General features: G+C 48.8%; 26 protein-coding genes, 1 tRNA gene and 1 pseudogene. 16 read left to right on the top strand and 12 right to left on the bottom strand.

Going from position 1 to position 25,875, the window contains the following annotated elements:
- Nucleotides 1–105 precede the first annotated feature (105 nt).
- Nucleotides 106–1,803: a M61 family metallopeptidase gene (locus AC2JC8_RS00775; RefSeq protein WP_484401026.1), complete on the bottom strand. Its 1,698-nt coding sequence runs from the start codon at nucleotides 1,801–1,803 to the stop codon at nucleotides 106–108.
- 93 nt (nucleotides 1,804–1,896) lie between these two features.
- Between AC2JC8_RS00775 and purN the strand changes: the two genes are divergently transcribed.
- Complete coding sequence (gene purN, locus AC2JC8_RS00770; protein WP_484401024.1) at nucleotides 1,897–2,472, top strand: phosphoribosylglycinamide formyltransferase; 576 nt, start codon at nucleotides 1,897–1,899, stop codon at nucleotides 2,470–2,472.
- Here the strand turns inward: purN and argC are convergent.
- Nucleotides 2,463–3,542, bottom strand: coding sequence for an N-acetyl-gamma-glutamyl-phosphate reductase (gene argC / locus AC2JC8_RS00765; RefSeq protein ID WP_484401023.1), 1,080 nt, complete (start codon nucleotides 3,540–3,542; stop codon nucleotides 2,463–2,465). The genes purN and argC overlap by 10 nt on opposite strands.
- An 80-nt stretch (nucleotides 3,543–3,622) precedes the next feature.
- On the opposite strand from argC, the pseudogene ribBA reads away from it, so the two are divergent.
- Nucleotides 3,623–4,852, top strand: a pseudogene (ribBA, locus tag AC2JC8_RS00760) (bifunctional 3,4-dihydroxy-2-butanone-4-phosphate synthase/GTP cyclohydrolase II); the annotation flags it as partial.
- A gap of 16 nt (nucleotides 4,853–4,868) precedes the next feature.
- On the opposite strand, the gene AC2JC8_RS00755 reads toward ribBA, so the two are convergent.
- Nucleotides 4,869–5,306 carry a peptidylprolyl isomerase gene (locus tag AC2JC8_RS00755; RefSeq protein WP_484401022.1) on the bottom strand — a complete coding sequence of 146 codons (438 nt, stop codon included), beginning with the start codon at nucleotides 5,304–5,306 and terminating at the stop codon, nucleotides 4,869–4,871.
- 20 nt (nucleotides 5,307–5,326) lie between these two features.
- Here AC2JC8_RS00755 and mtnP point away from each other — a divergent pair, with 20 nt between their 5' ends.
- Complete coding sequence (gene mtnP / locus AC2JC8_RS00750) at nucleotides 5,327–6,265, top strand: S-methyl-5'-thioadenosine phosphorylase (RefSeq protein ID WP_484401021.1); 939 nt, start codon at nucleotides 5,327–5,329, stop codon at nucleotides 6,263–6,265.
- On the opposite strand, the gene murQ is transcribed toward mtnP, so the two are convergent.
- From murQ to dnaK, 4 genes are read right to left on the bottom strand one after another with little or no spacing between them, the layout of a single operon-like run.
- Complete coding sequence (gene murQ, locus AC2JC8_RS00745; RefSeq protein ID WP_484401020.1) at nucleotides 6,244–7,170, bottom strand: N-acetylmuramic acid 6-phosphate etherase; 927 nt, start codon at nucleotides 7,168–7,170, stop codon at nucleotides 6,244–6,246. The genes mtnP and murQ overlap by 22 nt on opposite strands.
- Entirely contained in the window at nucleotides 7,167–7,568 is a 402-nt protein-coding gene (locus AC2JC8_RS00740) for a DUF3110 domain-containing protein (RefSeq protein WP_484401018.1), read from the bottom strand. Before AC2JC8_RS00740 ends, murQ begins: the two co-directional genes overlap by 4 nt.
- Nucleotides 7,569–7,577: 9 nt before the next feature.
- The gene (locus AC2JC8_RS00735; protein ID WP_484401017.1) at nucleotides 7,578–8,426 is read right to left on the bottom strand and encodes a DnaJ domain-containing protein; all 849 of its coding nucleotides are present in this window, start codon (nucleotides 8,424–8,426) and stop codon (nucleotides 7,578–7,580) included.
- An 8-nt stretch (nucleotides 8,427–8,434) separates the two neighbouring features.
- Entirely contained in the window at nucleotides 8,435–10,390 is a 1,956-nt protein-coding gene (dnaK, locus tag AC2JC8_RS00730) for a molecular chaperone DnaK (protein ID WP_484401016.1), read from the bottom strand.
- A gap of 115 nt (nucleotides 10,391–10,505) precedes the next feature.
- Here dnaK and pstS point away from each other — a divergent pair, with 115 nt between their 5' ends.
- The 4 genes from pstS (at nucleotide 10,506) to pstB (ending at nucleotide 14,320) form a co-directional block, all read left to right on the top strand.
- Nucleotides 10,506–11,495: a phosphate ABC transporter substrate-binding protein PstS gene (gene pstS / locus AC2JC8_RS00725; protein WP_484594038.1), complete on the top strand. Its 990-nt coding sequence runs from the start codon at nucleotides 10,506–10,508 to the stop codon at nucleotides 11,493–11,495.
- Nucleotides 11,496–11,582: 87 nt separating this feature from the next.
- A complete protein-coding gene (gene pstC / locus AC2JC8_RS00720) occupies nucleotides 11,583–12,539 on the top strand; it encodes a phosphate ABC transporter permease subunit PstC (RefSeq protein WP_484401928.1) in 957 nt (318 codons plus the stop codon).
- A 26-nt stretch (nucleotides 12,540–12,565) separates the two neighbouring features.
- The gene (gene pstA / locus AC2JC8_RS00715; protein ID WP_484594037.1) at nucleotides 12,566–13,459 is read left to right on the top strand and encodes a phosphate ABC transporter permease PstA; all 894 of its coding nucleotides are present in this window, start codon (nucleotides 12,566–12,568) and stop codon (nucleotides 13,457–13,459) included.
- A 45-nt stretch (nucleotides 13,460–13,504) separates the two neighbouring features.
- Nucleotides 13,505–14,320: a phosphate ABC transporter ATP-binding protein PstB gene (gene pstB / locus AC2JC8_RS00710; protein ID WP_484419840.1), complete on the top strand. Its 816-nt coding sequence runs from the start codon at nucleotides 13,505–13,507 to the stop codon at nucleotides 14,318–14,320.
- Between the two features lie 71 nt (nucleotides 14,321–14,391).
- Here the strand turns inward: pstB and AC2JC8_RS00705 are convergent, their stop codons facing one another.
- Together AC2JC8_RS00705 and AC2JC8_RS00700 are read right to left on the bottom strand one after the other, a co-directional pair.
- Entirely contained in the window at nucleotides 14,392–15,432 is a 1,041-nt protein-coding gene (locus tag AC2JC8_RS00705; protein ID WP_484594036.1) for a PstS family phosphate ABC transporter substrate-binding protein, read from the bottom strand.
- An 84-nt stretch (nucleotides 15,433–15,516) separates the two neighbouring features.
- Nucleotides 15,517–15,603 (bottom strand) — tRNA-Ser (locus AC2JC8_RS00700).
- 54 nt (nucleotides 15,604–15,657) lie between these two features.
- Here AC2JC8_RS00700 and AC2JC8_RS00695 point away from each other — a divergent pair.
- The 6 genes from AC2JC8_RS00695 to rpmB all read left to right on the top strand — a co-directional run bounded on the left by AC2JC8_RS00695 (nucleotide 15,658) and on the right by rpmB (nucleotide 20,671).
- A complete protein-coding gene (locus tag AC2JC8_RS00695; protein ID WP_484401565.1) occupies nucleotides 15,658–16,026 on the top strand; it encodes a 2Fe-2S iron-sulfur cluster-binding protein in 369 nt (122 codons plus the stop codon).
- A gap of 3 nt (nucleotides 16,027–16,029) precedes the next feature.
- The gene (locus AC2JC8_RS00690; protein ID WP_484419842.1) at nucleotides 16,030–16,872 is read left to right on the top strand and encodes an inositol monophosphatase family protein; all 843 of its coding nucleotides are present in this window, start codon (nucleotides 16,030–16,032) and stop codon (nucleotides 16,870–16,872) included.
- Nucleotides 16,873–16,916: 44 nt separating this feature from the next.
- The gene (locus AC2JC8_RS00685) at nucleotides 16,917–18,098 is read left to right on the top strand and encodes an ATP phosphoribosyltransferase regulatory subunit (RefSeq protein WP_484401562.1); all 1,182 of its coding nucleotides are present in this window, start codon (nucleotides 16,917–16,919) and stop codon (nucleotides 18,096–18,098) included.
- 31 nt (nucleotides 18,099–18,129) lie between these two features.
- Entirely contained in the window at nucleotides 18,130–18,354 is a 225-nt protein-coding gene (locus AC2JC8_RS00680; RefSeq protein ID WP_484401561.1) for an indolepyruvate ferredoxin oxidoreductase subunit alpha, read from the top strand.
- 86 nt (nucleotides 18,355–18,440) lie between these two features.
- Nucleotides 18,441–20,378, top strand: a complete 1,938-nt coding sequence (htpG, locus tag AC2JC8_RS00675; RefSeq protein ID WP_484401560.1) for a molecular chaperone HtpG — start codon at nucleotides 18,441–18,443, stop codon at nucleotides 20,376–20,378.
- 56 nt (nucleotides 20,379–20,434) lie between these two features.
- Entirely contained in the window at nucleotides 20,435–20,671 is a 237-nt protein-coding gene (gene rpmB / locus AC2JC8_RS00670; RefSeq protein ID WP_255130771.1) for a 50S ribosomal protein L28, read from the top strand.
- On the opposite strand, the gene csaB is transcribed toward rpmB, so the two are convergent.
- Nucleotides 20,624–21,721 carry a polysaccharide pyruvyl transferase CsaB gene (gene csaB, locus AC2JC8_RS00665; RefSeq protein WP_484401558.1) on the bottom strand — a complete coding sequence of 366 codons (1,098 nt, stop codon included), beginning with the start codon at nucleotides 21,719–21,721 and terminating at the stop codon, nucleotides 20,624–20,626. The genes rpmB and csaB overlap by 48 nt on opposite strands.
- A gap of 67 nt (nucleotides 21,722–21,788) precedes the next feature.
- Between csaB and AC2JC8_RS00660 the strand changes: the two genes are divergently transcribed.
- The 3 genes from AC2JC8_RS00660 to psaK are packed head-to-tail and all read left to right on the top strand — an operon-like array spanning nucleotide 21,789 to nucleotide 22,710.
- Nucleotides 21,789–22,094, top strand: coding sequence for a DUF2499 domain-containing protein (locus tag AC2JC8_RS00660; RefSeq protein ID WP_484401557.1), 306 nt, complete (start codon nucleotides 21,789–21,791; stop codon nucleotides 22,092–22,094).
- Entirely contained in the window at nucleotides 22,091–22,438 is a 348-nt protein-coding gene (locus AC2JC8_RS00655; protein ID WP_484594035.1) for a DUF3593 domain-containing protein, read from the top strand. Before AC2JC8_RS00660 ends, AC2JC8_RS00655 begins: the two co-directional genes overlap by 4 nt.
- A complete protein-coding gene (psaK, locus tag AC2JC8_RS00650; RefSeq protein WP_484401555.1) occupies nucleotides 22,435–22,710 on the top strand; it encodes a photosystem I reaction center subunit PsaK in 276 nt (91 codons plus the stop codon). The genes AC2JC8_RS00655 and psaK overlap by 4 nt, the downstream gene beginning before the upstream one ends.
- On the opposite strand, the gene AC2JC8_RS00645 is transcribed toward psaK, so the two are convergent.
- A complete protein-coding gene (locus AC2JC8_RS00645; protein ID WP_484419843.1) occupies nucleotides 22,696–23,910 on the bottom strand; it encodes an NAD(P)/FAD-dependent oxidoreductase in 1,215 nt (404 codons plus the stop codon). The genes psaK and AC2JC8_RS00645 overlap by 15 nt on opposite strands.
- A 30-nt stretch (nucleotides 23,911–23,940) precedes the next feature.
- On the bottom strand, nucleotides 23,941–25,860 hold the full coding sequence (dxs, locus tag AC2JC8_RS00640) for a 1-deoxy-D-xylulose-5-phosphate synthase (RefSeq protein WP_484594034.1): 1,920 nt from the start codon (nucleotides 25,858–25,860) through the stop codon (nucleotides 23,941–23,943).
- Nucleotides 25,861–25,875 lie beyond the last annotated feature (15 nt).

The raw sequence follows: 25,875 nt of genomic DNA, 5'->3' as shown, positions 1-25,875 counted from the left end.
ATATTTTTTTGTTGGCGCATAAAATATATTAGGCCCCCACTCGAAAGCAGAAAACAAAAACTGAGACCTAGAGCAAAAAGTTTTTTATTGTAACGGTTGAAAAATCTAGCCATGCAACCAAAGCTGGCGTTGATTAATTATTTCAACAACTGCATTTTCATCAATTGTTAGGCTCCAAGCTCTTGGTTGGGGACTCAGGGGAATAAGTTGCCGCTTCTGCACAAGGCCGTCGTGGGACACGATCAAGGTATGAACTTGATCAACATTTAGATTTTTTTCAAAAAAATCTATCGTTTTGCAGCGCACATTGTCTATTGCAAGAATTTCGTCACCTGCATATAGGCATGCACTCTCTGCTGGGCTGTTTCGATCTACCATATTGATACGTAGCTCGGCGCCGCATGAAGCTAAATTTATTCCGCTATATGCCTGCTTATTATTATCAGCTAAAAGATTCATACCCACAGATTTCAGTGGCTCTTCCAAGCCCAAATCAGTGGTTTCCTCAAGCCACGCTGGCAGCAGAGTGAATAAACTAGAATCGAAAGTAGCAGCAGTATTAATTAAATCTTGCTGAGTATATCCCCTCTCTTGTATTCCATAAATTTTCCACATTTCCTTCAAGAATGCCTGCAAAGATGACCCGATAGCAAGCAGATGTAAATCCAGCATCAATGCCACCAGTTGGCCTTTTAGGTAATAGCTGATCTGCTGATTATCACTATGAGAATCGCGGCGATATAGCTTAACCCAGGCCTCTTCACTACTTTGCTCAAGGCTTTGGATCCTATTGCCTGGCGTCAGCCGATATCTACTTATCTCTTTTGCTAAATCTTTAAAATAATCAAGCTCGGAACAAAGCCCAGCCCTGAGCACTAAAATTGAATCGTAATAACTGGTAACACCTTCCGCAAACCAAAGTGTTGGGAAAATGGTTTCATCTGAATAGTTGTAGGGCCTTAATTCCTGCGGCCTAATGCGTTTAATATTCCATTGATGCAAATACTCATGGGCTACCAACTGCAATAGGCTTCGCTGCCCTTCAGAGGTTTTTAAGTCGTTCCTGCTAAATATTAAAGCGGTGTTATCAGTATGCTCTAAGCCTCCGTAACCCTGATCGCAGAATCGAATCAAGAATAGATAACTATTTGTTGGCGGTTTCTCAACTCCGAGCAATTGACACACGCTGCGGCAAAGAATGGGCAATTGCCAGCGCCACTGATCAATGGGAGCTGCTTGAATCAAGCCTTGCCACACCCAGCGATGGGGTACGCCGCCCACCTCAAAAACAAGCTCTGAGAAATGCCCTAGCGCTAGGGGGGAATCGAGAAACTGATCAAAATTTATAGCACTAAAAGTATTAGCCGAGCATTTAGTGAGAGATGTAGCAACCTGCCAATCATTTGGCAGATCTAAGCTCACCCTATGGCTGAGCCAGCGCTGCCCCTCCACCTCTAAAGCCCATGCGGCTGCAGTGAGAAAGCCGTGGTTGTGATCGAGCCAATTTGTTCTCACGCTCTCGGTAACAGCTAAAAGCGTGTATTTAACAATTACACCGATTTGAGGCTGCACCTCAAGCAGCCAAGCATCACTGCTAAACCGTTTTAGTTTCAGGGGGGCTGAGCCCTGGAGCGCAGTAAGACCTTCTAAATGGCGACTGTAGGCACGTTCTAAATATGATCCAGGCGTCCATACTGGAAGCTGAAGCTTGAGACGCTGCATTTGAGGAATGAATCTGAGCTCAACTTCAAAACGTTGGCTACTAGCCTCTTTTAGATTAAGAAAATAATGGGGTCCATCCATCGCTTAAATGCCATTCACATCGAGTGTACTTAGATGCCCCAAAGTTGTAGTGTGAACTCTTCTGAGCTTAGCTGCAAAAAGCTAAGAATTGCAGTGCTCGCATCCGGATCGGGCAGTAATTTTGAGGCTTTAGTGAATTACTGCCGTAGAAAAGATGTATTAATAGCAACAGTTTGTTTGTTAATCGTTAACAACCCAGGCTGCGGCGCCGAGGCAAGAGCTGAGCGCCTTGGGATTCCCTGGATCCTTATAAATCATAGAGATTTTGATAATCGCGAGCATCATGATGCGGCTATAACAAATACATTAAAAAAAGAGCACATTGATCTGGTTGTATTGGCTGGCTGGATGCGAATTATCACATCAGAATTAATAAATGCCTTCCCTAAAGGGAGCTTACTTAATATCCACCCCAGCTTACTTCCGGCTTTTAAAGGGGGTGCGGCAATTGCCGATGCATTATTGGCTGGAGTGGTTAAAACCGGTTGCAGCGTCCACGAAGTGGTATTGGACGTTGATGCAGGGCCCATTCTGGCTCAGGCAGAAGTTTTAATTACAAAACTAGATGATCATGAATCCTTAAGTGCAAAAATACATCAGCAAGAACATTTGATACTGCCTCCAATTGTTCTTGCCAAAGCAAGGCATCTAACTCAAAATTATGGGTAGAAAGGTAGCATCGGCAAACCCGCTTCCGGGGCCAATCCAGACATAACATTAAGGCATTGAATTGCTTGACCTGCCTGCCCCTTTATCATATTATCAATTACGCACATAACAATTACTTGACTTGTGCGTTTATCAACTGCCACAGAAATAAGAGCTTTATTTGTATTCCTTACCCATTTTGTTGATGGATAAATTCCCACTGGTAAAATCTCAACGCACGGATGATTCTTATAAGTTACTTGAAACAATGTAGTGAGATCTTCGGCCGTTAAACCTGGATCGCGCAAGCGGCCGTAAACCGTGGCCAAGAGCCCCCTAACCATGGGAATTAAATGGGGCGTGAATTGCAACTGAATAGTTCTACCGGCCGCCCGGCTAGCTAATAACTCAATCTCCGCTGTGTGGCGATGACCTACCACTCCATAGGGGGCAACTGCTTCCCCTGCCTCGGCAAACAATAGATTTTCTTTTGGGGCCCGCCCCCCACCTGAAGTGCCGGTTTTTGCATCGATAACAATGCCATCCCCTTCAATTAATCCCTGTTGCAACAAAGGCATCAGCGCTAACAAACTTGCGGTTGGGAAACAGCCAGGTGCCCCAACCAACCTGGCAAGCGGCAGGCTCTCCATCGCCCATTCCACCAAGCCGTAAACAGCTTCTGAGCAAATTTTCTGATCTTGGCGATTGCATTCCTTTGCTTCAGCGCTGTAGGTAGTTGCCCATTGAGCCAGGCTTGGAAATCTGTAATCGGCGGATAAATCCACCACTTTTACCCCTGAATCAAGTAACTCAGGCACTAGGCCACTGGCAAGGCCGTTGGGGAGGCTTAGCACCGCAAAATCAGCTGCAGCTGCAATTTCCTTTGGTTCAGGGTTTTGAACTAACAAATTTTCAGCTAATGGTAAAAAAGGGCACATATCACTCCAACGTTTGCCTGCGCTGCGCTCTCCGCCAAGAAAACTCACCTGAAATTCAGGGTGATCTTGCAGCAATCGCAAGGTTTGTAACCCGCCATAACCAGATGCTCCAATCACTGCCACCCGCCGAGGAGAATTGCTAGTGCCAGCCATCGAACCACTCAAGGAGCGCAAACTGTAGGGATCGATAGAACTGATAGAAGCTCTATAAGGAATAACAGCGTTTACGGCCCATGGTTAGCTCAACTGCCAAAAGCCTTGAAATTCAATTCGATTCGATCGAAAAAGCGCTCCAGGCGATCCGGGAAGGGGCCTGCGTGGTGGTGGTAGACGATGAAAATCGTGAAAACGAAGGGGATTTGATCTGTGCTGCTCAATTTGCTACGCCGCAACAAATTAATTTCATGGCCACAGAAGCCCGGGGCTTGATTTGTATTGCGATGGAAGGCTCAAGGCTCGATGAACTCGAGTTGCCACTGATGGTGGACAACAACACAGATTCGAATCAAACCGCCTTCACTGTGAGCATCGATGCTGGCCCAGAGCAGGGAGTAAGCACTGGTATTTCTGCAGAAGATCGAGCCCGCACAATTCAAGTTGCCCTCAATCCCCATAGCCGCCCTCAAGACTTAAGAAGGCCAGGCCATGTGTTTCCGCTGCGGGCTAAAGCCGGAGGGGTGTTGAAACGCGCTGGCCATACAGAAGCAGCAATCGATTTGGCACGCCTTGCAGGTCTTTATCCAGCTGGAGTTATTTGCGAAATTCAAAATGCCAACGGTTCAATGGCACGGTTGGAAGATTTACATAAATATGCGCAACAACATCAGCTATGCCTAATCACAATTGCAGATTTAATAAGTTATCGGCTTAGCAATGAACGCTTCGTGGTGCGCGAAGCAGCAGCAAGTTTACCAAGCCAATTTGGCCATTTTGAAGCCATTGGTTATCGCAATAGTCTCGATGGACAAGACCATCTTGCAATTATTAAAGGGAACCCAAAAGCTAGCAATAAACCCGTATTGGTTCGGGTTCATTCGGAATGTCTCACCGGCGATGCATTTGGCTCTTTACGTTGCGACTGCAGGCCCCAACTGGAAGCCGCCTTACGCATGATTGAAGCAGAAACTTGTGGTGTGGTGGTTTATTTGCGCCAAGAAGGGCGCGGTATCGGCTTGATAAACAAACTCAAGGCTTACTCCCTTCAAGATGGAGGCTTAGACACCGTTGAAGCAAATGAGAAACTTGGTTTTGCGGCAGATTTACGCAATTACGGAGTTGGCGCCCAAATCCTTTTTGATTTAGGGGTGCATCGCCTGCGGCTAATCACCAATAACCCTCGAAAAATTGCAGGCCTTGGCGGCTATGGCCTTGAAGTGGTGGAACGCTGCCCCCTGGTGATAAATCCAGGGGAACATAACGCTGCGTATTTGAACACTAAGGCCGAAAAACTCGGCCACCTAATGGGTTGAGGATCATTGTTTATTGGATGGTTACCTTATTAATGCGTGAACCATTTTTAATGGCGAGAACTACGTCAAGATTTCCAGTAACACCAAAAACTGTATGTACACCATCAAGGTGAGGCTGGGCTCCATGGCAAAGGAAGAACTGGCTCCCGCCGGTGTTCTTTCCAGCATGGGCCATTGAAAGACTGCCAGCTTGATGTTTTTTGCTGTTGATCTCGCAGTTAATTGTGTAGCCAGGGCCACCGGTGCCAGCTACCCCTTTTGCCCCTTCTCTGCTGTTGGGGCAACCCCCCTGGGCCATAAATCCATCAATAACCCGGTGGAAGGCAAGGCCGTCGTAGTAACCGTCCTTTACCAACTTGACGAAATTAGCCACGGTTTGCGGTGCATCGGTGTCGAACAACTCGATCTCAAGTTGGCCTGCATCTGTTTCCATCAAAGCCTTGGTCATTGGAAGCGTTCCCATGTGGAATGGGTGAACCTTGGCACATCGAGATGACCCCTGCGAATCCAAATCAACCCCAATTGTCTGATGCCTTAATTGGTGTGCTTGGCGGCAGTGGTCTCTATGGGATGGAGGGCTTGAGTGATGTGGAAGAACTACAGATCGAAACCCCCTTTGGCGCACCCTCCGACCTTCTGCTAAGAGGCCGCCTGGGAGCAGCACCTGTTGTTTTTCTGGCTCGCCATGGCCGCCACCACAGTTTTCTGCCAACGGAAGTTCCCTACCGAGCCAATATCTGGGCAATGCGTTCTTTAGGAGTGCGCTGGATACTTTCCTGTTCCGCTGTTGGCTCATTGCAGGAAGCAATTAAGCCTCTGGATTTTGTGGTGCCGGATCAATTTCTAGATCGCACCCATCAACGACCATGCAGTTTTTTTGGGGCAGGAGCTGTAGCCCACGTATCACTGGCGGAACCCTTTTGTGGGGTGTTGTCAAAGCTGCTCTGCCAGGCCATCAACGAGGTGTTGCCAGCAGATCGAAAATTACACACAGGTGGCACCTATCTCTGCATGGAGGGTCCGGCCTTTTCAACTAAAGCCGAATCAAATTTTTATCGCTCCTTGGGCTGCGATGTGATCGGAATGACAAACCACACAGAAGCACGATTAGCTCGAGAAGCTGAGATCGCTTACACCACCCTTGCAATGGTTACTGATTACGACTGCTGGCATCCAAACCATGACTCAGTAACGGTTGAGATGGTGATCGCCAATTTGAAGGCCAATGCCAGCCTTGCCCAAAAGGTGGTGCAGGCTGCAGCGGCACTCGTAGATCAAGAGCGGCCAAGCAGCGAAGCCCACAGCGCCTTGGCTTTTGCCTTAATGACAAACAAGGATTATGTGCCGGCTGAAACTCGCCAACGTCTTGATCTATTCACAAGTAGCTACTGGGGGCCATGCAACTGAAAGCCGTTTACCTCTAAGGCGAGCCTCAAATTGCCCTGGGCTTTTTCTAGTAGTGCTACTGCTGAAGTTGCTGGCAACTGGGCTGCACTCATCAAAAGAGCAACCTTTACCGATCCGCCCCCCTGCTCTAGCAAATGCAAACCTTGCTCGCGATCTAGCCCCGCAAGGCTTGAAAGGATACGCAAAGCGCGATCTTCCAGCTTGGTGTTTGTAACAGCTACGTCCACCATGCTGTTCCCATAAACCTTGCCAAGGCGCACCATTACGCCGGTTGAAATGATGTTGAGGGCCATCTTGGTGGCGGTACCCGCCTTAAGCCGTGTGGAGCCAGTGAGCAATTCAGGGCCGGTGAGCAATCGGATATCGATATGACAGGGCATTTGCACCTGGCTGGTGGGAACGCAAGCCAATGCCACCGCTAGAGCACCAAGCTCCATGGCATAACTCAAGCCCCCATGCACATATGGGGTGGTGCCGCCAGCAGCGATACCCACCAGGGCATCATCCGCACTGAAATCTGATTTTTGCAAATCTGCCCTCCCCGCATCAAACAAATCCTCCAAACCTTCGGAACTGCGCAGTAACGCTGGAGCACCACCAGCTAAGAGCCCTTGAACCATTTCTGGATCACTACAAAAAGTTGGCGGGCATTCAGCAGCATCCAAAACCCCCAATCGACCTGATGTGCCTGCCCCTAGGTAAAAAAGACGCCCACCATTGGCCAAGCGTGCACTGATTGCCTCAATTGCTGCAGCAAGCTCTGGCACCGCCGCTTCAACCGCCTGCTGCGGCAATTTATCTTCATTCGCAAATAGTTGTGCCAACTGCAGCGAGCTCAGTTGATCAAGATTTTCACTGGCCCTATTTACCTGTTCCGTTAACAAATAACCGCGATCAACATTCACAACAAACCCTCCAAAGAGCGGCGAAACGCCTCAAGGTCTGCATCTTCTGATGTTGTTTTGAGCTGCTCTTTCCAGCTGTCGGTGGAAAGATTTTGCTCAGGTGGAGCTAACAGCAAGCGATCTTCAGCAGATTGCGGCATAAAACCTGATGGCACGAAGCGGGCTTCATATCCGGCCTGGCTGCAAAAAATTTCCACCTCTTCCCTTAGAAGCATCTCAACGCTGGCGCATGGGAAATCCTGGGCTTCCAGCAAGCCTGCATAGCGTTCAGCATCGTCTTGATTGGCAAAAAGCAACACAACAGTGCGGCCATTCAATTCAAGGGAATGGATCCCTTCTGCATCGCTGCCGGCATCAAACAGCAGCACATGAACTCGTTCGCTCAACTTATCCCCCACGCAGAACCGTCATTCTTCCAGCAATTCCGCCAAGCGCCGGTATAAAGCAACTTCTGCATCACTACAAGTTTCAGGCACCACCAACCTCACTTCAACGATCTGATCGCCACTACGGCCGTGGCGCTCTAGGCCACGGCCCCGCAAACGCAGCAATTGCCCACTTGAAGTGCCAGGTGGCACCCTCAGCCGCACTGGCCCCGCAAGGGTGGGAACCACCGCCTGCACCCCTAAAGCACCTTGAGGTGCCGGCAGATTTAAGCGATAAAGCACCCTCAAACCATCAATTCGAAGATCATCGACAGTGCGAACCTGCAACAACAAAAAGTGATCGCCGCCACCTGGAGCAACCCCTTCCAGCCTTAAACGCCAGCCATCACCCGCCTCAGGGGGGGTTTGCACTTCAAGCGTTAAGCCATCAGGCAATGAAACCTGCACCGTGCTGCCCTCTAGGGCCTGATTGGGCGAAAGCTTGACGATGCTTTCGAAATCCCCCTGAACCTGAACGGGGGCAGGGGGAGGTGGCGGGGTTGTAGTGGGCCAAGCAGCTGGCTCCGGTGCATATTTTTTACCAAATAATGCCGCTAAGTACTCATCAAATTCTGGAAATCCGGCGGCAAACCTATCTTCTTCTTCGCTGGGCTCAGACGTTTCCCAGGCCTGGCGGCGGCGGGGGTCACTCAATACCGCGTAGGCCTCGTTTATGCGTTTAAAACGCTCCTCCGCAATTGGGTCGTTTGCATTTAGATCAGGGTGCCAACGGCGAGCTAAGCGGCGAAAAGCCTGCTTCAGCGCCTGCTGATTGGCGCCGGGATCTAAACCCAAAGCAGCCCAGTGGTCTTGGGAGTTTGGAGCAACCATCACCGGCCTCAATAGCGCCCCCAGGGATCATCAGGGCGCTTGCCACCTCGATCCCAATCATCCCAATCATCGTCTGCAAATAATTCATCTTTAAGGGAACCCAAAGTGCTGCGAATGCCCTGGAATGGCCCGGCAGGTTCCGCCTCACGACGTTCATAGGTAAGGCGCCGATTAAGGCCGTATAAAGCCTCTTCCAATGAACTCATTAATAGATCCAATTCACGCTCATCGAGCTGATCAACACCCTCCCTTAGATCGCGCAAAGCACCTTCAACGCTGCGTTGTTGCCGCTCAGCTCCGTAGGGGCCAAGTTCAAGGGCAGCATCCCGTAAGCGGCGTTCCGCTTGGGCGATCAGGGTTTCAGCTCGATTACGACGATCTACCTCCAAACGGCGACGGCGATCATCAATAGCTTTACTGGCCGCTTCGGCAAGAAGTAGATCAATTTCTTGCTGGCTGAGGTTTGAGCTGCCCTGCACGGTGACGCTTTGACGCCTGCCGGTGGTGCGATCGGTGGCGGATACCTGCAGGATTCCATTGGCATCAACATCGAAAGCAACCTGCACCTGGGGCACCCCCCTTGGGGCTGGGGGGATGCCGGCAAGACGAAAACGTCCGAGTGATTTGTTATCACTTCCCATTTGGCGCTCCCCCTGCAAAACATGAATATCAACGGAGGATTGATTTATTTCTGAAGTGCTGAAAACATCAGAACGCCTAACCGGAATAGGGGTATTTCTGGGGATGATCACCTTCATTACGCCTCCGATGGTTTCAAGGCCCACCGAAAGCGGAGTTACATCGTTGAGCATCAAATCTCGGAGTTCGCCAGTGAGAATTCCGGCCTGCACAGCAGCGCCAATCGCCACCACCTCATCTGGATTCACATTCTGACTCGGCTCTTTTGGAATCAAAGTACGCACTAGTTGTTGCACCATCGGCATCCGGCTACCTCCACCTACAAGCACAACTTCGTTGATATCTTCAGGTGCTAACCCCGCGTCTTGAAGCGCCTCTTGCACAGGCTTCAACAAGCGATCAAGCAGGTCGGTGCAAAGCGATTCAAAGGTGGGCCTATCTAAATTGATTTCTAAATGCAACGGGCCATCGGCGGAAGTAGCAATAAAGGGAAGCGAAATCTGGGTTTGCTGAGTACCAGAAAGTTCTTGTTTAGCTTTTTCAGACACCTCTAAAAGGCGTTGAAGAGCTTGGCGATCCCGCCGTAAATCAATCTGGTTGGTTTTGTAGAAAGCATCAGCTAACCAATCAACAATGCATTGATCAAAGTCGTTACCACCCAATTGAGTGTCGCCACTCGTTGATTTCACATCGAAAACACCATTTGCAATCCGCAATACAGATACGTCAAATGTGCCACCGCCAAGATCAAATACCAAAACCGTTTGGGAACGGCTGCGATCAAAGCCGTAGGCAAGGGCCGCTGCGGTGGGTTCGTTCAAAATCCGCTCAACGTTTAACCCCGCCAAGCGGCCGGCATCTCTTGTGGCCTGGCGTTGGGCATCATCGAAATATGCAGGCACAGTGATAACGGCTGCCTCAACCGTTTCACCCAGATAGCTGCTGGCATCGTCTACCAATTTGCGCAGCAAACAAGCCACCAATTCTTCAGGGGCAAATTCCCGTTCCATACCTGGGCAAACCACCCGCACTTGCCCTTGATCGTTGGCTCTTACGGTGTATGCAACAGCTTGGCTGGCATCGTCTAGTTCATCCCACAAGCGCCCAATTAAGCGCTTCAAATTGCTGAAACTGTTGCGCGGATTTAGCACCAATTGGCGACGAGCGGCCTGACCCACCAGCAGCTCCCTTTCACGGTTAAAGCCCACAACAGAAGGAGTGGTTCTCATCCCTTCAGCATTTGCTACTACAACAGGACGCCCGCCCTCCAAGACTGAGAGCACCGAATTGGTGGTGCCGAGGTCTATGCCAACGATCCTCCCCATGGACCTGAGCGAATGTTTTCACGCTAACGGGCGATCGCATTTAGTCAGCCCCTAAGGCCATAATCCAGTCTTAAGAAATTGCACTTATTAATGAAGAGAACAAATTTTGGCTCCCATGCCCGTCGCTAAGAAAGCCATTGCTATCAGTGCCATTGCGGCCCTTAGCACTGCAACTCTCCTTCCTTTAATTGCTCAAACCACCATCAGTGGTGCCGGCGCATCCTTCCCAGCACCGATTTATCAACGCTGGTTTGCGGATTACGCAAAAACAAGGGGCGGCGGACAAGTTAATTATCAAAGCGTTGGCTCAGGCGCGGGCGTTCGTCAGTACGTTGCTGGATCCGTTGATTTCGGTGCCTCAGATGAGCCCATCAAGGCTAAAGCGGCTGCCAAGGTTAAGCGCGGTGTAGTTCAAATTCCAATGGTTGGTGGTTCCATTGCCGTTGCTTACAACAAGGCTGGTTGTGATTTGAAACTCACCCAAAAGCAGGTTGTAGGTATTTTTCTTGGCAACATAAATAATTGGAAGCAACTGAAATGCGCTGCAGGCCCTATTTCTGTAGCCCACCGTTCAGACGGTTCAGGAACCACTTTTGCATTTACTAATAGCCTTTCATCTTTTTCGCCTGAGTGGAAGAGCAAGGTTGGCAAAGGCAAAAGTGTTCAGTGGCCAGTTGGCATAGGCGGCAAGGGTAACGAAGGAGTTTCTGGTGTTATCAAGCAAACCCCAGGTTCAATTGGTTACTTAAATCAGTCTTATGTACGCGGAGTTATCAAAGCTGCCGCAGTACAAAATAAAGCTGGTAATTTTGTGAAACCAACAGCTGCTTCTGGAGCTGCCGGCTTAGACAATATCAGGCTTGATGCGATGAACGCCGGGGAAGATCCAAATCCATCAGGCGCCAAGAGCTATCCAATTGTTACTCTCACTTGGATTCTTGCCTATAAAACAGGTAACGAAGGCAAAGTAAAAGACATTCAAAAGGCTCTTAACTATGCATTAAGCCCTGCAGCCCAAAAACTTGCAGACGATCTGGGTTATGTGCCCCTTGAAGGCGGAATTTTGGCGAAATCCAAAGCGGCAGTTAAACAGATTGGTAAATAATCTAGTTTAGCTTGTTTATTTTGGGGCGGATTCCCGCCCCTTTTTTTATGTTTACAGCAACATTGCAAAAGTTCCCTACTTCGAATTATGGAAGCAACCCGCAGAGACCTTCTCTACACGCTTCGCCACAGACCAGCAAGTGACAAGTTAGTTGACAACGGCTTTCGTTCTTTGGTTACTGCTCTCGCCGCTTTAGTAGGGATTATTTTATTAGCTATTTTTCTAGTTGTTTTTTGGGAAGGCCGTGAAGCAATTCAATTATTTGGCCTTAATTTTCTTACCAGCACCACTTGGAATCCAGTTGAAGAACAATTTGGAGCGTTCACTGCAATTTATGGAACGATATTAACTTCAGTGCTCGCTTTGCTACTTGCGGTTCCTTTAGGGGTTGGCACAGCAATATTTTTAACTGAAAACTTTATACATCAAAAATATAGAACTATTATTTCTAACATGGTTGAATTGCTTGCTGCAATACCATCGGTTGTTTTGGGATTGTGGGCAATTTTTGTGCTAGAGCCCACGATTAGACCAGTTTTAAACGTAATACACAATAAACTTGGCTTTATTCCATTTTTCAGTACACCGGCTAACGGCCCGGGATTTATGCCTGCCGTGTTGATTTTAGTAGTGATGCTTTTACCGATCATCACTGCTATCTCCAGGGATTGTTTAAATCAAGTACCCCCTGATCTGCGTCAAGCTGCCTACGGAATTGGCGCAACTCGCTGGACATCTATTTTTCAAGTTATTTTGCCAGCAGCCATTTCTGGAATAATCGGCGGAATAATGCTCGCACTTGGTAGGGCGATGGGTGAAACAATGGCCGTAACGATGATCATTGGCAATTCAACTTCATTTAACCTATCCTGGTTTGCCCCAGGCAACACAATTGCAGCTCTACTGGCAAATCAATTTGGTGAGGCGGATGGCATTCAAGTATCTGCCTTGATGTATGCCGCATTAGTGCTGATGATTATTACATTAATAGTAAATGTGCTAGCGCAATGGATCGTTAAGCGTCTCAGCCTTAAATATGATTGAATTAAATCTTCTAACTAATTAAAATCATGACATTCTCCTCCCCAAACTTCAGCACCACATCCCTGCACCGAAAGCCTGGATTACTTCGTAATCGTGCAAATGCTGCGATGACTGCTCTGGCCGCTACATTTGCCACAATTGCAGTTTTACCGCTGATATTTGTGATTGCTTATGTGCTTATTAAAGGAATTACGGTTTTATCTCCCTCAATATTTTTTGAATTACCTCCTCCGCCAGGTTTAGATGGCGGAGGCATTGGTAATGCGTTGATTGGTACCCTTGTTGTTACGCTCATATCATGTGTTTTTGCTGTTCCTGTGGGTGTTGGAGGAGGTATCTACCTTGCAGAATTCTCCCAAGGAAATAAATTTGCAGAATTTGTAAGGTTTGGCACAAATGTCTTAGCGGGAGTTCCTTCGATTATTGCTGGTGTATTTATATACGGATTAGTTGTTTCCACAAGAGTATTTTTTGGTAATAGTTATTCAGCGGTAGCTGGCGGGCTCGCCTTAGCTGTATTGATGTTACCAACTATTATCAAAACAACAGATGAGGGATTGAAACTTGTACCTCAAGAGTTGCGTTGGGGTGCTTTAGGATTAGGTGCATCAACTTTTGTAACCACGATGAAAGTGGTGTTGCCTGCAGCAGTGGCACCAATAGCCACAGGTGTGGTTCTTGCAATTGCGAGATCAGCAGGTGAAACAGCTCCATTGATCTTCACTGCTCTGTTTTCACCATTTTGGCCAGAGGGGATCTTTAACCCCTTAGCAACAATGTCTGTGTTGATTTTCAACTTTGCAATTATGCCCTACGAGGCTCAGATCACCCTGGCCTGGGCTGCTTCATTTGTTTTGGTGGTAATGATTTTGGGAATGAATATATTTGCTCGTTGGATCTCTGGCTTTGCCCAGCGTTAACAAGCCGCTGTCAAACTTTTAAAACACTCACTATTTTCCACTCAAATGTCATTCACCACCCACATCACCGACGTACCAAATGACCAGGTGGCAATTGCCTGCGACAACGTAACGATTAGCTATGGATCATTTGAAGCAGTAAAGAGTGTTTTTCTTGAAGTGCCCAGGGGTAAGGTAACCGCCTTTATTGGTCCATCCGGCTGCGGCAAAAGCACAGTGCTGCGCTGTTTCAATCGAATGAACGACCTAATTCCAAGCTTCAGTTTGAAGGGAAGAATTATCTATGAAGGCCAGGATTTATATGAGCCCAAAGTTGATCCAGTTGAGGTGCGTAGGCGTATTGGAATGGTTTTTCAAAGGCCAAATCCATTTCCAAAAAGTATTTATGAAAACATAGCTTTCGGCGCCCGAATTAACGGCTACACAGGTGACATGGACGAATTAGTTGAACGCTCCCTGCGCCGAGCAGCTGTATGGGATGAATGCAAAGATAAACTTCAAGAGAGTGGTTATTCCTTATCGGGTGGCCAGCAGCAGCGCCTTTGCATCGCTCGCACAATTGCGACTCAGCCAGATGTTATTTTGATGGATGAACCCTGTTCGGCCCTTGATCCAATCTCCACTTTAAAAGTGGAAGAAACAATGCACGAATTAAAAAAAGAATTTACAATTGTGATCGTTACACATAATATGCAGCAAGCCGTACGCGTATCAGATATGACAGCTTTCTATAATGCAGTGGCAGTTGAAGGAGGCAGTGGCAAGGTGGGTTATCTGGTTGAATTTGATGAAACTGCCAATATATTTAATAATCCAAAACAACAATCTACTCAAGAATACGTGAGCGGCCGTTTTGGCTAATAGTTGAAATAAATAACCTTATAAGCCTCCTAAATGGGAGGCTTTTTTTGTGACAACTAATTCAACTTATTTTAATTCCGAAAATCAGGTCTTTTAATTGCATCTATACTTCTATTCAGCAATTCACCAAGCCTTGTTCCAACGGGAATATCTCCGGCAAAGGAACTGCCAAGCACACTGCGTAATAATTTATTTTCAACCATTAAATACTGTGATCTAGAAAGAGGAATTGACCCCTCTTTCTTAACCAAGCTGTCTGCATTATTCAGGTAAAAGTTAATAAAGTTTCTCAAATTAGCATTCATGCCAAGCTGCCTACTATTTACATAAATAAACATTGGTCTTGAAAGCGGTTGATATGATTCGTTTTGAACATTCTTCAGCGATGGAATTACATTGCCCTTAGGGCCTTTAATTGCAAGCGCGCGCAATTTAGATTGATTTGCTTTGAAGTAGGAAAAGCCAAAATAGCCCATGGCGTTCGGATCTGCAATAATATTTTTTGCAATTATATTATCATTTTCGCTGCTGCCATAATCAGATCTTGAATTTTCCGAATCGCCAGTTATTGCCTTATTGAAATATTCAAATGTTCCGGAATCCTTTCCAGGTCCAAAGAGATTTATGGGTTTTGCAGGCCAATCTAAATTTACTTGATTCCAGCGCTCTACCTTACCTTGAGCGTCGCGAGACCATAATCTTTTTAATTCAACTAAAGAGATGTCTTTAGCCCAGGTATTTGCTGAATTAACAACAACCGTTAGAGCGTCAAAGCCGATGGGCAACTCATAAAAACTAATCTTTGCCTTTGAACATGCCTTGAGCTCTTTGCTATTTATAGGGCGAGACGCATTACTTATACTAGTTTTACCACTGCAAAAATCTCTAAAGCCTGCCCTAGTTCCATTTATTACTATTGGCTCAAACTTAGCCTTTTTCCCTGCTCTGGTAACTCTAAATTCTTTAACTGCTAACTCTGTTATTGGCGCCACGGTGCTGGAGCCGCTGATTCTCACTGATTTGCTTAAGGCCTCAAGTGGCGTAACAACCGCGGAGAGCCCTACAGCGAGCCCGAATACAACAGAAACGGCGCGTTTGCTCGCAAAACCCATAGTTAGCCCAAATTCACTTTCATAATCTTGACCGCGCTTCTTTGTGAGTTCTTTAAGGATTACCCAAAGAGCAAGATTTTGAAACGGAGAGGGAGGGATTCGAACCCTCGATAGAGTTTCCCCTATACAGCATTTCCAGTGCTGCGCCATCGACCACTCGGCCACCTCTCCCCGGCAGTGCAATCCTGCGCAGCTGGCAACCTAGCAGTTCACCCAATTATTCCTATGGCAGCGTTTCATCGAGTTACGGTTTACGACCGCCAACGGGGTAAAACCCATAGCGCTGATCTTCCTGAAGGTGCCTATGTATTGCAAGCTTTTGAAGCCCTAGGAACACCATTACCTTTTAGTTGCCGCAATGGTGTTTGCACCTCCTGCGCCGTAAAGGTATTGGAGGGGAACGTTGAGCAGCCTGAAGCCCTTGGCTTATCGCGTTCCCTTAAAGAAAAGGGCTACGCATTGCTTTGTGTTGCCAAAGTATGCGGTGCTGTGGTGGCTGAAACTCAAAGCGAAGATGAGGTTTATATGTTGCAATTCGGCCAGGTATTTGCCCGTGGCAGGGTGCGTAAAGCAATTCCCCTCGAGGAGCACTGAAACGTGGCAATACAAACCGATCAACAGCTGCTTGAAATTGCACAAGCCGCAGCTAACGCTGGTGCCTTGGCCCTAAAAAAACATTGGGGCAAACTTGAGCAGGTGCGCTGTAAAGGAAGGCCTGGAGATTTAGTAACCGAAGCTGATCTCGCCGCTGAAGCAGCAGTTCTTGAGGTGCTCCAGCAGCACACACCCGAAATTGGTGTATTGGCGGAGGAAGCTGGTAGGCAAGGTCCGGCTGGTGCCTTGCAGTGGTGTGTTGATCCCCTTGATGGCACCACTAACTACGCCCACGGATTTCCTTTATTTGCCTGTTCAGTGGGGTTACTCAAAAACGGCCAACCTCATCTGGGGGCAATAGAAGCCCCTGCTTTGCAACAGTCTTACTGGGGCGGAATCGGCCTAGGCGCTTACTGCAATGGTGAACAGTTGAAGGTTTCTGGTTGTGATCAATTAGCCAATGCACTTTTGGTTACAGGCTTTGCCTACGACCGTTTTGAGGTACAAAACAACAATTACACCGAGTTTTGTTATTTCTCTCACCGCTGCCATGGTGTGCGTCGCGGTGGCGCCGCTTCATTAGATCTGGCGTTTGTGGCAGCTGGACGCCTTGATGGTTATTGGGAGCGGGGCCTGCAACCTTGGGATCTAGCGGCGGGTGCAGCCTTGATAATGGCAGCAGGAGGCATAGTTTGTGACTACAACAACAACCCTTTAAATCTAAATAACGGCAGGGTATTGGCCTGCAGCCCAGCACTTTTGCAACCGCTAGTAGAAGGGCTTAAAAGTTGTGAACCGATGCCCGGCGTGATCTATGGCGCCAGTTTTCCACCAATTGCAAGCTGAAGGGCTTGTTGCTCCATAGATTTGGCCAAAGTTGAACAAGCCCCATGGCCTTACAACCCGCCAGTGGCGCCCGGGATCTTTTGCCCCAGGATGTGGGGGCGAATAGATGGATCTGCGAACGCCTTGCGCAGGTGTATCAACTTTGGGGCTACAGCGAAGTAACACCCCCCAGTATCGAGCGACTAGACACCCTCGAGGCCGGTGGTGCAATTTGTTCAGAGCAGGTGCTCCAGGTGGTGGCGGATGAGCCCTTGGGCCTACGGCCAGAAATGACCGCCAGCATCGCCCGAGCCGCCTGTACCCGCCTTGGCGGTTTACAAAGACCTTTGCGCTTGCACTACAGCGGCTCAATTTTTCTTGCCGAACGCACAGAGGGGGAAAATCCCAGGATTAATGAGCAACTCCAGAGCGGTGTGGAGCTTATGGGAAGTGCTAGCCCGGCCGGTGATGCAGAACTGCTCAGGCTGCTAATTGATGCTGCCGGCCATCTACCCCTGGCCGCGCACCACGCCCCCTGCCTACTCATCGGCCATCAAGGCTTACTTGAGTTGGTGCTAGCGAAGGTGGAGAAATCGATGCAACAAAGTTGTCGCCGGGCCCTTTGCCAAGGGAACCAACATGATTTAAAGCAATTACCCCTGCCACCAGATCAGTTATTGCTGCTTGAGCGGGTTATTAAATTGAGAGGGGCACCAGCGCTGGTGCTGAAACAGCTCAGCGAGTTGCTTGGAGAAGATCCTCTTTTAAAACAACTAGAGCAATTGTTAGCGGCCTTAGCGCCGATAGCTGTGGCTAAAGACATTCGTTTGCAACTTGATCCAAGCTTTCAACCCCAATTTGCTCTTTACGACGGCTTGGTAATGCAACTTGTGTGCCAGGGCCCCCATGCGCCTGTGGCAGTAGCAAACGGGGGCCGATACAACAACTTAGTTAATCGTTTTAGCCCATCAACTAGTGGCGCTACAGGGGTGGGTTTTAGTTTTGCAGTTGGAGATTTGAGGCAATTACTGGGATCCGCCAGCGGTCATTCCCCAGAATCAAATAAGCATTGCTGGTTGGTAGCTTTTCAAAATTCAGCCCTCTTAAATCCTGCTCTCGATCTATTGCAACAGTGCCACAGCCGCGGCGAACAGGCGGAACTGTGGCCCCAACCCTGTGAAAGCAAAGAAGACGCAGAAAAGCTTGCAAGTTCGCGGGGGCTCAAGTTGCTCGATTGGCTCACCTAATCCGTAAAATCTAAGGATTGAATTCCTTTCTATGGCCCACACGATTATTAGCAACGTGTGCGAGGGCATTGCAGATTGCGTTGACGCTTGTCCTGTGGCTTGTATCCATCCCGGCCAAGGGGCAAATCAAAAAGGAACTGGGTTCTATTGGATCGATTTTCAAACCTGCATCGACTGCGGCATTTGCTTACAGGTGTGTCCGGTGGAGGGAGCGATTTTGCAGGAGGAAAGGCCCGAGTTGCAACAACGCAATTAAATCGGTTCGGAGAACCCACCCTCAAAGCCCCTTGAGCTAGGGAGCAACAACTGCCTATGGTTCAAGAGCTTTTATAAGTTCCACCCATGACGGTGCTTGAAGAAAACGGCCAGATACAGATACATACAGAAAATATATTTCCAATTATCAAAAAAGCTGTTTACAGCGGCCACGAAGTTTTTCTGAGGGAATTAGTTAGCAACGGCACAGATGCAATTAGTAAAAGACGAATGGCCGCAATGGCAGGGGATTGCAGCGAAGGTCCTGAAGGTTGCATACAAATACGAATTAACCGCGAAGCTAAAACCCTCACCATTAGCGATAATGGTATCGGCATGAATGCCGATGAAGTAAAACGCTACATAAATCAAGTTGCATTTTCAAGTGCTGAAGAATTCCTTGAAAAATATAAAAGGGAAAGCGATGCAATCATTGGCCATTTTGGTCTTGGTTTTTATTCAAGTTTTATGGTGGCAAAGCAGGTTGAGCTGCTCAGCCTAAGTGCAAAGGAAGGCTCCGAAGCTGTTCGCTGGAGTTGCGATGGATCGCCAAATTTCAGCCTTCAAGCAGGCGATCGCAGCGAAGCTGGTACCGATATAATTTTACATCTTCAAGATGAAGAACTCGAATACATTGAACCGGCAAGAATTCGCAATCTAATAACTACATACTGCGACTTTATGCCAGTTGCTGTTCAGTTAGACGGCGAGACAGTCAACAAGCGAGAAGCACCATGGAGACAGAGCCCAAGAGATTTAAGTGATGAGGATTATTTAAATCTATATCGCTATTTATACCCTTTTCAAGGCGACCCTTTGCTTTGGGTTCATTTGAATACAGATTATCCATATAACTTACAGGGTATTTTATATTTTCCACAAATGGCTGGTAGAGGCGATTGGGATAAAGGTGAAATTCGCCTCTACTGCAATCAAGTATTTGTAAGCGACTCAATTAAAGAGGTGGTGCCTCGTTACCTGCTCCCTTTAAGGGGCGTGCTTGATTCACCAGATATTCCCCTCAATGTAAGTAGGTCTGCATTGCAAACCGATCGAAAAGTAAGATCCATTGGAGGCTTTGTAGCTAAAAAAGTGGGGGATCGTTTAAAAGATTTAAAACGCAGTAACCCAAATAGATATGCCGAAATCTGGGAATCTATTGCACCTTTTATTAAAATTGGTGCCATGGAAGATGATAAATTTGCCGAGCAAATTGCTGAAATTATCTTATTTGGAACTACTTTAAAATCAAGTTCCATCAATGTTGTTGAGCCAGAATCTAGCGAACCTGCAGATCCAGATCCGATCGCTTTTGGCCAAAAATCATTCACCACACTTTCTGGTTATCGCTCTCGCACTGAAGCAGCTTGCAAAGATCGAATTCTTTATTGCAACGATGAAGCGGCTCAAGCTGGAGCTCTAGCTCTATGGCAAGGGCAAGGAACAGAAGTGCTGCTCGCCGATTCTTTAATCGACGCTCAATTCATCCCCTGGTTGGAGATGCGCCATAGCGAATTGAAATTCCAACGGGTTGATTCAGAGCTTGATGCCAGCCTCCAGGAGCAAGAGCCAAGCCTTGCTGATGCCGATGGCAAAGAAGCGAGTGAAAAGTTGCGTGACCTTTTCAAGCAATCTTTAGAAAACGAAAAAATAACCATTCAAGTGCAGAGCCTCAAGGGTGACAATGCCCCCGCTGCCTTGATTTTGCTGCCAGAACAGATGCGCCGTCTAAATGACATGGGCGCCTTGATGGAGCAACGCTTACCCGGCCTACCCGATCACCATGTGTTGCTTGTTAATCGACGCCACAGGCTGGTGGATGGCCTTTTAAAACTCTCCGCCGGAGCAGTGATTACCACCAGCCCTGGGGCCAACTCCCCAAGCCTTGAGCTTGCACAACAGCTAAGCCGCCATCTCTATGAAATGGCGAGGCTCGCGGTTGGTGGCCTTGAACCAAATCAATTGGCTGGCTTTCAGCAACGCAGCTGCGATCTGATGGGACAACTGATGGAAAGGGGGCTCTGAGGTAGGGCAGCTATTTTGCTAAAGTAATTAGCTAATCCAGATTGGGAATCGATTAAATGTCTCGGGTGTGCCAGCTAACAGGTCAACGGGCCAACAACGGCATGTCCGTTAGTCACTCCCACGTGCGCACCAAAAAGCTGCAGCAGGTGAATCTTCAATACCGCAGATTGTGGTGGGCTGAAGGCAATCGCTGGATCAAAATCCGCCTTTCCACTAGGGCATTACGCACTGTTCAGAAGAAAGGTTTAGGTGCCTTTGCTAAGGAGCTTGGAGTTAATTTGGCCAAGCTCTAAAGCGAGGCCTCGGTGATGGTTTTTAGAGCTATTAATTTGGCTTTGAATCTGGTTGCTTGATAAAGGTTTATCTAGCTGATTAAACCAATTATTTTTAATTTGTTCTGGATCATTTTGAAGCAGAGCTAATTCAAGGCATTGGCAAGAGAATCCTGCTGCTGCTGCTGAAACTTTGGGGTCGTAGCTCAAAGCGGTACAGGGGGCACCTGTTAACGCTGCAAGAATTAAGGCGTGCAGGCGCATCGCAATTACCAATCCCGATAAAGACGCTTCAGCCATTGCTTCTTCAGGCCGCTCTAAATTCAATTCTCTTGAGCACTGCCAAAGGGCTTCAGGCATAAACCCTTGTTGATACAAATCAAGCAGCATGCCGCGATCTTGATTTGCATGAAACGGCAACCACAACACTTGCCTTTCACTTTGTTGCGCTAGCAACGAAACAGCCCTTAGCAATGTTCGCCATTGAGGAGCCTGCAACAAAGGGGTTGGTCGCCAGGCAAGCACGATTGCACCGCCCTTGCCGCGCCAATGCCCCCTTGCCAACCCCCACACCGGATCAGCACCCACCGGATCTGAAGGGTTGGGATTTCTTCCCAATTCTTTCGACAGAGCAGCGGAATCTGGATCACGCCAACTTGCAGATTGCACATTGGCTAGAAGCAATCGCACCAGCAAGCGGCTGTACCAGCGCCGGAGAGGCCCAAGACCTTGCCCCCAAAGCAGTACGGATTTGCCTTGCAATCTTGCGGCAATAATCAAGGCGCTATAAAAAAACAAGCTTTTAAAACTTGTGCTGTCTTGCAGCAAACTACCGCCACCAAAAATCAAAAAATTACAGCGAATTAAACCTTTAAACGTGTTAACAAAACTGCGCCGGTTACAAGTTTGGACTCCAAAGCGTTTCCGCACCTGAGCCTCATCGGCAGCTGTAACCACAACGCTGCATCCAGCTGGAAGCCCTGCTAGCAAGGCTTCCAATAAAGCGTCGTCGCCAAGGTTGTGTTCGCCGTAGTAACCGCAGATCAGCAGCTTTTTTGAAGTGGAAACCATGGCGATCGCTTGAGCGCCTGCCAGTGTGAGCCATGGCTTTCCTAGATTGGCTTTAATAAAACAAACAATGCACATTCTTTCCTTTCATACCTGGGTGATACATCTCAGCTCTGTATTGGAATGGCTGCTTGCTATTGCCGCTGTGGTGGTTTGGGGTGAGCAACGCCAAGAACCTGAATGGCGCTGGCTCGCCTTAGCCATGTTGCCAGCTTTAGTTAGTGCCCTTTGCGCCTGCACCTGGCACCTTTTCGACAACAGCCTGGAATTGCATTGGCTCGTAACGCTTCAAGCCGGTTTAACCCTTCTAGGTAATTGTTGCCTCGCTGCAGCTGCCTGGTGGCTGGCTCGATCACCTCTGGCGCGGCTGCGATGAACGATCCGGCCGCCCCTTTATTTGCCCTTTCACTCTTTCCATACCTTCTTTTCCTTTGGTGGGCAAAACGAAGTGGCAGGTTTCCAGTGCTTGCCCTTTGGGGCTTTGGCTTAACCCTTTTATTTGTTGCGATCACAATTGTTGCCGCTGCTATCGCCTTAAGCCGCTACGGAGAAGAGTTAGCAAATGTGGATTGGCTTCATGGCGGTGCTGAGGCATTTCTGAGCATTAGCAATTTGGTATTGCTTTTGGGTTTTGGTAGTAAACAAGTCTTACGGGGGCAAGCAAAATCCACCAATGGGTTAGATGATCAGATCGCAGCACGAATGCCCTCGGAGCAATGACCTTTATTCCCCATCTGATCAGCCCACTACTAGCCCTCACCCCTGCGGTGGTTTCTTGGACACCAAAAGTGGGGCTCGTGATGATTCTCTGCAATGTGGTCGCAATCGCTATAGGCAAGGCCACCATCAAATATCCAAATGAGGGCCCTAGTTTGCCCAACAGCAGTTTCTTTGGTGGTTTTGGCTACGGCGCACTGCTCGGCACCACCAGCCTTGGCCACATCATTGGTATTGGTGCCATTCAAGGCTTAGCGGCCTCAGGAGCTCTTTGAGCGCCCACCCATACCAAACAAATACGGCAAGGCCCGCAAGCCATACCGTTCAAATCGATAGTTAAAAAGCAGTTCCGAAAGATCAGAGGCGCTGCAGTGCTTTAAGCCCTGCAGCAATTTTTCCATGCGCTGATCGGCCTGCTTTGTGTGAAGTTTTTGCCAAGTGCGCTGGGCAAGGCGGCCACTTAGGTTCCAGCGAGCTCCGAGTTGGTATTTGAGCTTTTTTTTATAGTTTTTAATTAAGTTATTTGGGTTAGCTAGGTTTGCCAGCAGTAATGGGGCGAGAACTCTGGCGCTCTCCATTGCGTGGCGGATGCCCTCACCCCCCAGCAAGTTGGCGGTGCTCACTGCATCTCCAATCGCTAGTAAGCGGCCGCGGCCATGGCAATCGCTACGACCCACTCGGCTGCGAATTAAACCCCCATGGCGATCTAGCACCCTTGCTCCGTCTAAATCCAACAAACCCAACACTTTTTTTTGTAGAAACCCAAGAGAGGGACCAGCTTGCTTATTCGGATTAAGCAAACGACACACTCCCACCTTGAGGCAACCGGGCTGCATCGGAAATACCCAGCCATAACCATTGGGCACCCAATTGCTGCCGATTAAGAAGCTCAGGCGCTGGCTCCAGCGCTGCCAACTGTTTTGATCCACCTCCAGGAGCCATTCGAGCCCCACTCCCAGCAAAACTGGATCCCTGGCATTTGTGCCAGCTTCAGCAATTAAGCAACGGCTTTGGCCGCTGGCATCCACCACCCAATCGGAACGTATTGAGCTGCTTTCAGCTTTGTGATTTCTCATATGCGTTATGAGCTTCATGCCGCTGCGCTCAAGTTCACAAGCGGTAACGGTGCAGCCAAGCATTACTTCACCCCCCAGGATCTGCACCTGGGCGGTGAGCCATTGGCGTAGAGCAGCGAAATCTAAAACTGCACCTAGTGCCTGGCTTTGTTGCCAGTGGTGCCATTCACCATTTGGGCTTAATAGCTGCCAGCCACACCATCTGGCGGCCAATAGTTCCGCTGGCAAACCAAAACGATCAATGCTGGCAAGGGGTAATGCAGCGCTGCTGAAGGCAGCTTTTGCCATATGGGGCAAGCGATCTATTAGGCAAACGCTTACCCCTGCTTGAGCTAAACAACGGGCAAGCTCCGCCCCAGCTGGCCCAGCACCAACTACAACCACTTCAAAATCGGTCATCCAACTGCTGCTGCGCTAGAGAATTTCAACTCATGCCGGTTGAGCTTCGCGGTGTTGCTGCTTTAAGGCAGACCCAAATTTGTCCAGGATCCGTTGGGCCATCTGGGGAGGTGTTAAGCCAAGAGCCTGTTTGGATTGCTCGGGGCTGGCGTGATCCACCAACCGATCTGGAATTCCGATGCGTAGTAAGGGCACAAGAAGATCGTTGTCTTGAAATGCTTCCAGCACAGCCGCCCCAAAACCGCCCGCTAGGCAACCTTCCTCCATAGTTACCACCAGGCCGATCCGGCGAGCCATCGGCAGCAGCATGGTTTCATCGAGAGGGCGCAAGAAACGGGCATTCACCACAGCAGCCCGCACCCCCTGCTCCTGTAATAACCCCGCTGTAGCCATAGCGGGAGCAACCATGGCGCCATAGGCAACGATCATTAAATCGTCTCCCTCCGCTAATTGTTCAGCTCGGCCAATCTCAATGGGTTCCCAACCCTCTTCTAGAAGGGGAACCCCCTCCCCTTCTCCCCGGGGGATTCGTAGAGCTGTTGGCCCTGAATGAGCGATGCAGGTAACCAACATCCTCTGCAGTTCAGCCTCATCCTTGGGGGCCATCACAGTGAAATTAGGTATACAACGTAGATAGGAAATGTCGTATTGCCCTTGATGGGTAGGTCCGTCGGCCCCCACAATTCCGGCACGATCCAGCACAAAACATACTGGAAGGTTTTGGATACCCACATCGTGAATTAGTTGGTCGTAGGCCCTTTGCAAGAAGGTGCTGTAGATAGCTGCAACAGGCCTTAAGCCATCGGCAGCCATGCCTGCTGCGAGGGTAACTGCATGCTGTTCAGCAATACCAACATCTACGTATTGCTCCGGTAATGATTTCTGTAAAAGATCTAAACCAGTGCCAGTGGCCATGGCAGCAGTAATTCCTACGATCTTTGAATTTTGTTCGCAAAGTTTCAATAAAGTTTGGCCAAACACCTTGCTGTAACTGGGAGGTTTAGGCCTTTTCGCTGGGAAAGATTTACCGGTTGAAAGATCAAAGGCGGATTGAGCGTGATAACCAACTTGGTCTGCTTCTGCATATGGATACCCCTTACCCTTGGTGGTTGCAACGTGCACCAAAACAGGGCCTTCGCAGCGGTGAGCCGCTTGGAAAGTGCGGATCATCGCCCCCATATCGTGGCCATCAACCGGCCCCATGTAGGTGAAGCCCAGTTCTTCAAATACAGCACCAACTTTGGGCACTGCTAAACGCTTCATGCCCTCTTTTAAACGACTTAATTCCGATGGCAGCTGACCATGCATAAATGGCAAACTTTTCACTGCCTCTTCTGCGCTGCCGCTAAGGAATTGCACCGGCGGACTTAAACGCATCCGGTTTAAGTAAGTAGACAACGCTCCTACCGGCGGTGAAATCGACATGTCGTTGTCGTTTAGCACCACCAAGAATTTCGTTTGGGGCAAATGACCTGCGTGGTTGATCGCCTCCAAAGCCATGCCGCCTGTAAGGGCGCCATCACCGATAACTGCAACACATTTATGGCTCAACCCTTGGCGATCCCTCGCTATCGCCATGCCAAGGGCAGCGGAAATGCTCGTGGAGGCATGGCCAGCGCCAAAATGGTCAAAACGGCTTTCGGAACGCTTTAAGTAGCCCGCGACTCCCCCCTGCTGCCTAAGGGTATGGAACTGGCTATAGCGACCGGTAATCAACTTGTGGGGATAAGCCTGATGGCCCACATCCCACACCACCCGATCGTGATCGAGATCGAGAGTTTGATAAAGGGCCAAGGTGAGTTCCACCACTCCTAAGCCCGGGCCAAGGTGGCCTCCAGAGGTGGAAACGGTCTCTAAGTGCTTTTCGCGGATCTGCCGAGCAACTGCTTCCAATTCCTGGATGCTGCTGCCGTGCAATTGATTCGGATGACTCAGCTCGCTGAGGTGCATTCCGCCGGGGCTCTG

This window comes from Synechococcus sp., assembly GCF_982614295.1.
This window is presented reverse-complemented; position numbering and strand designations above follow the sequence as displayed.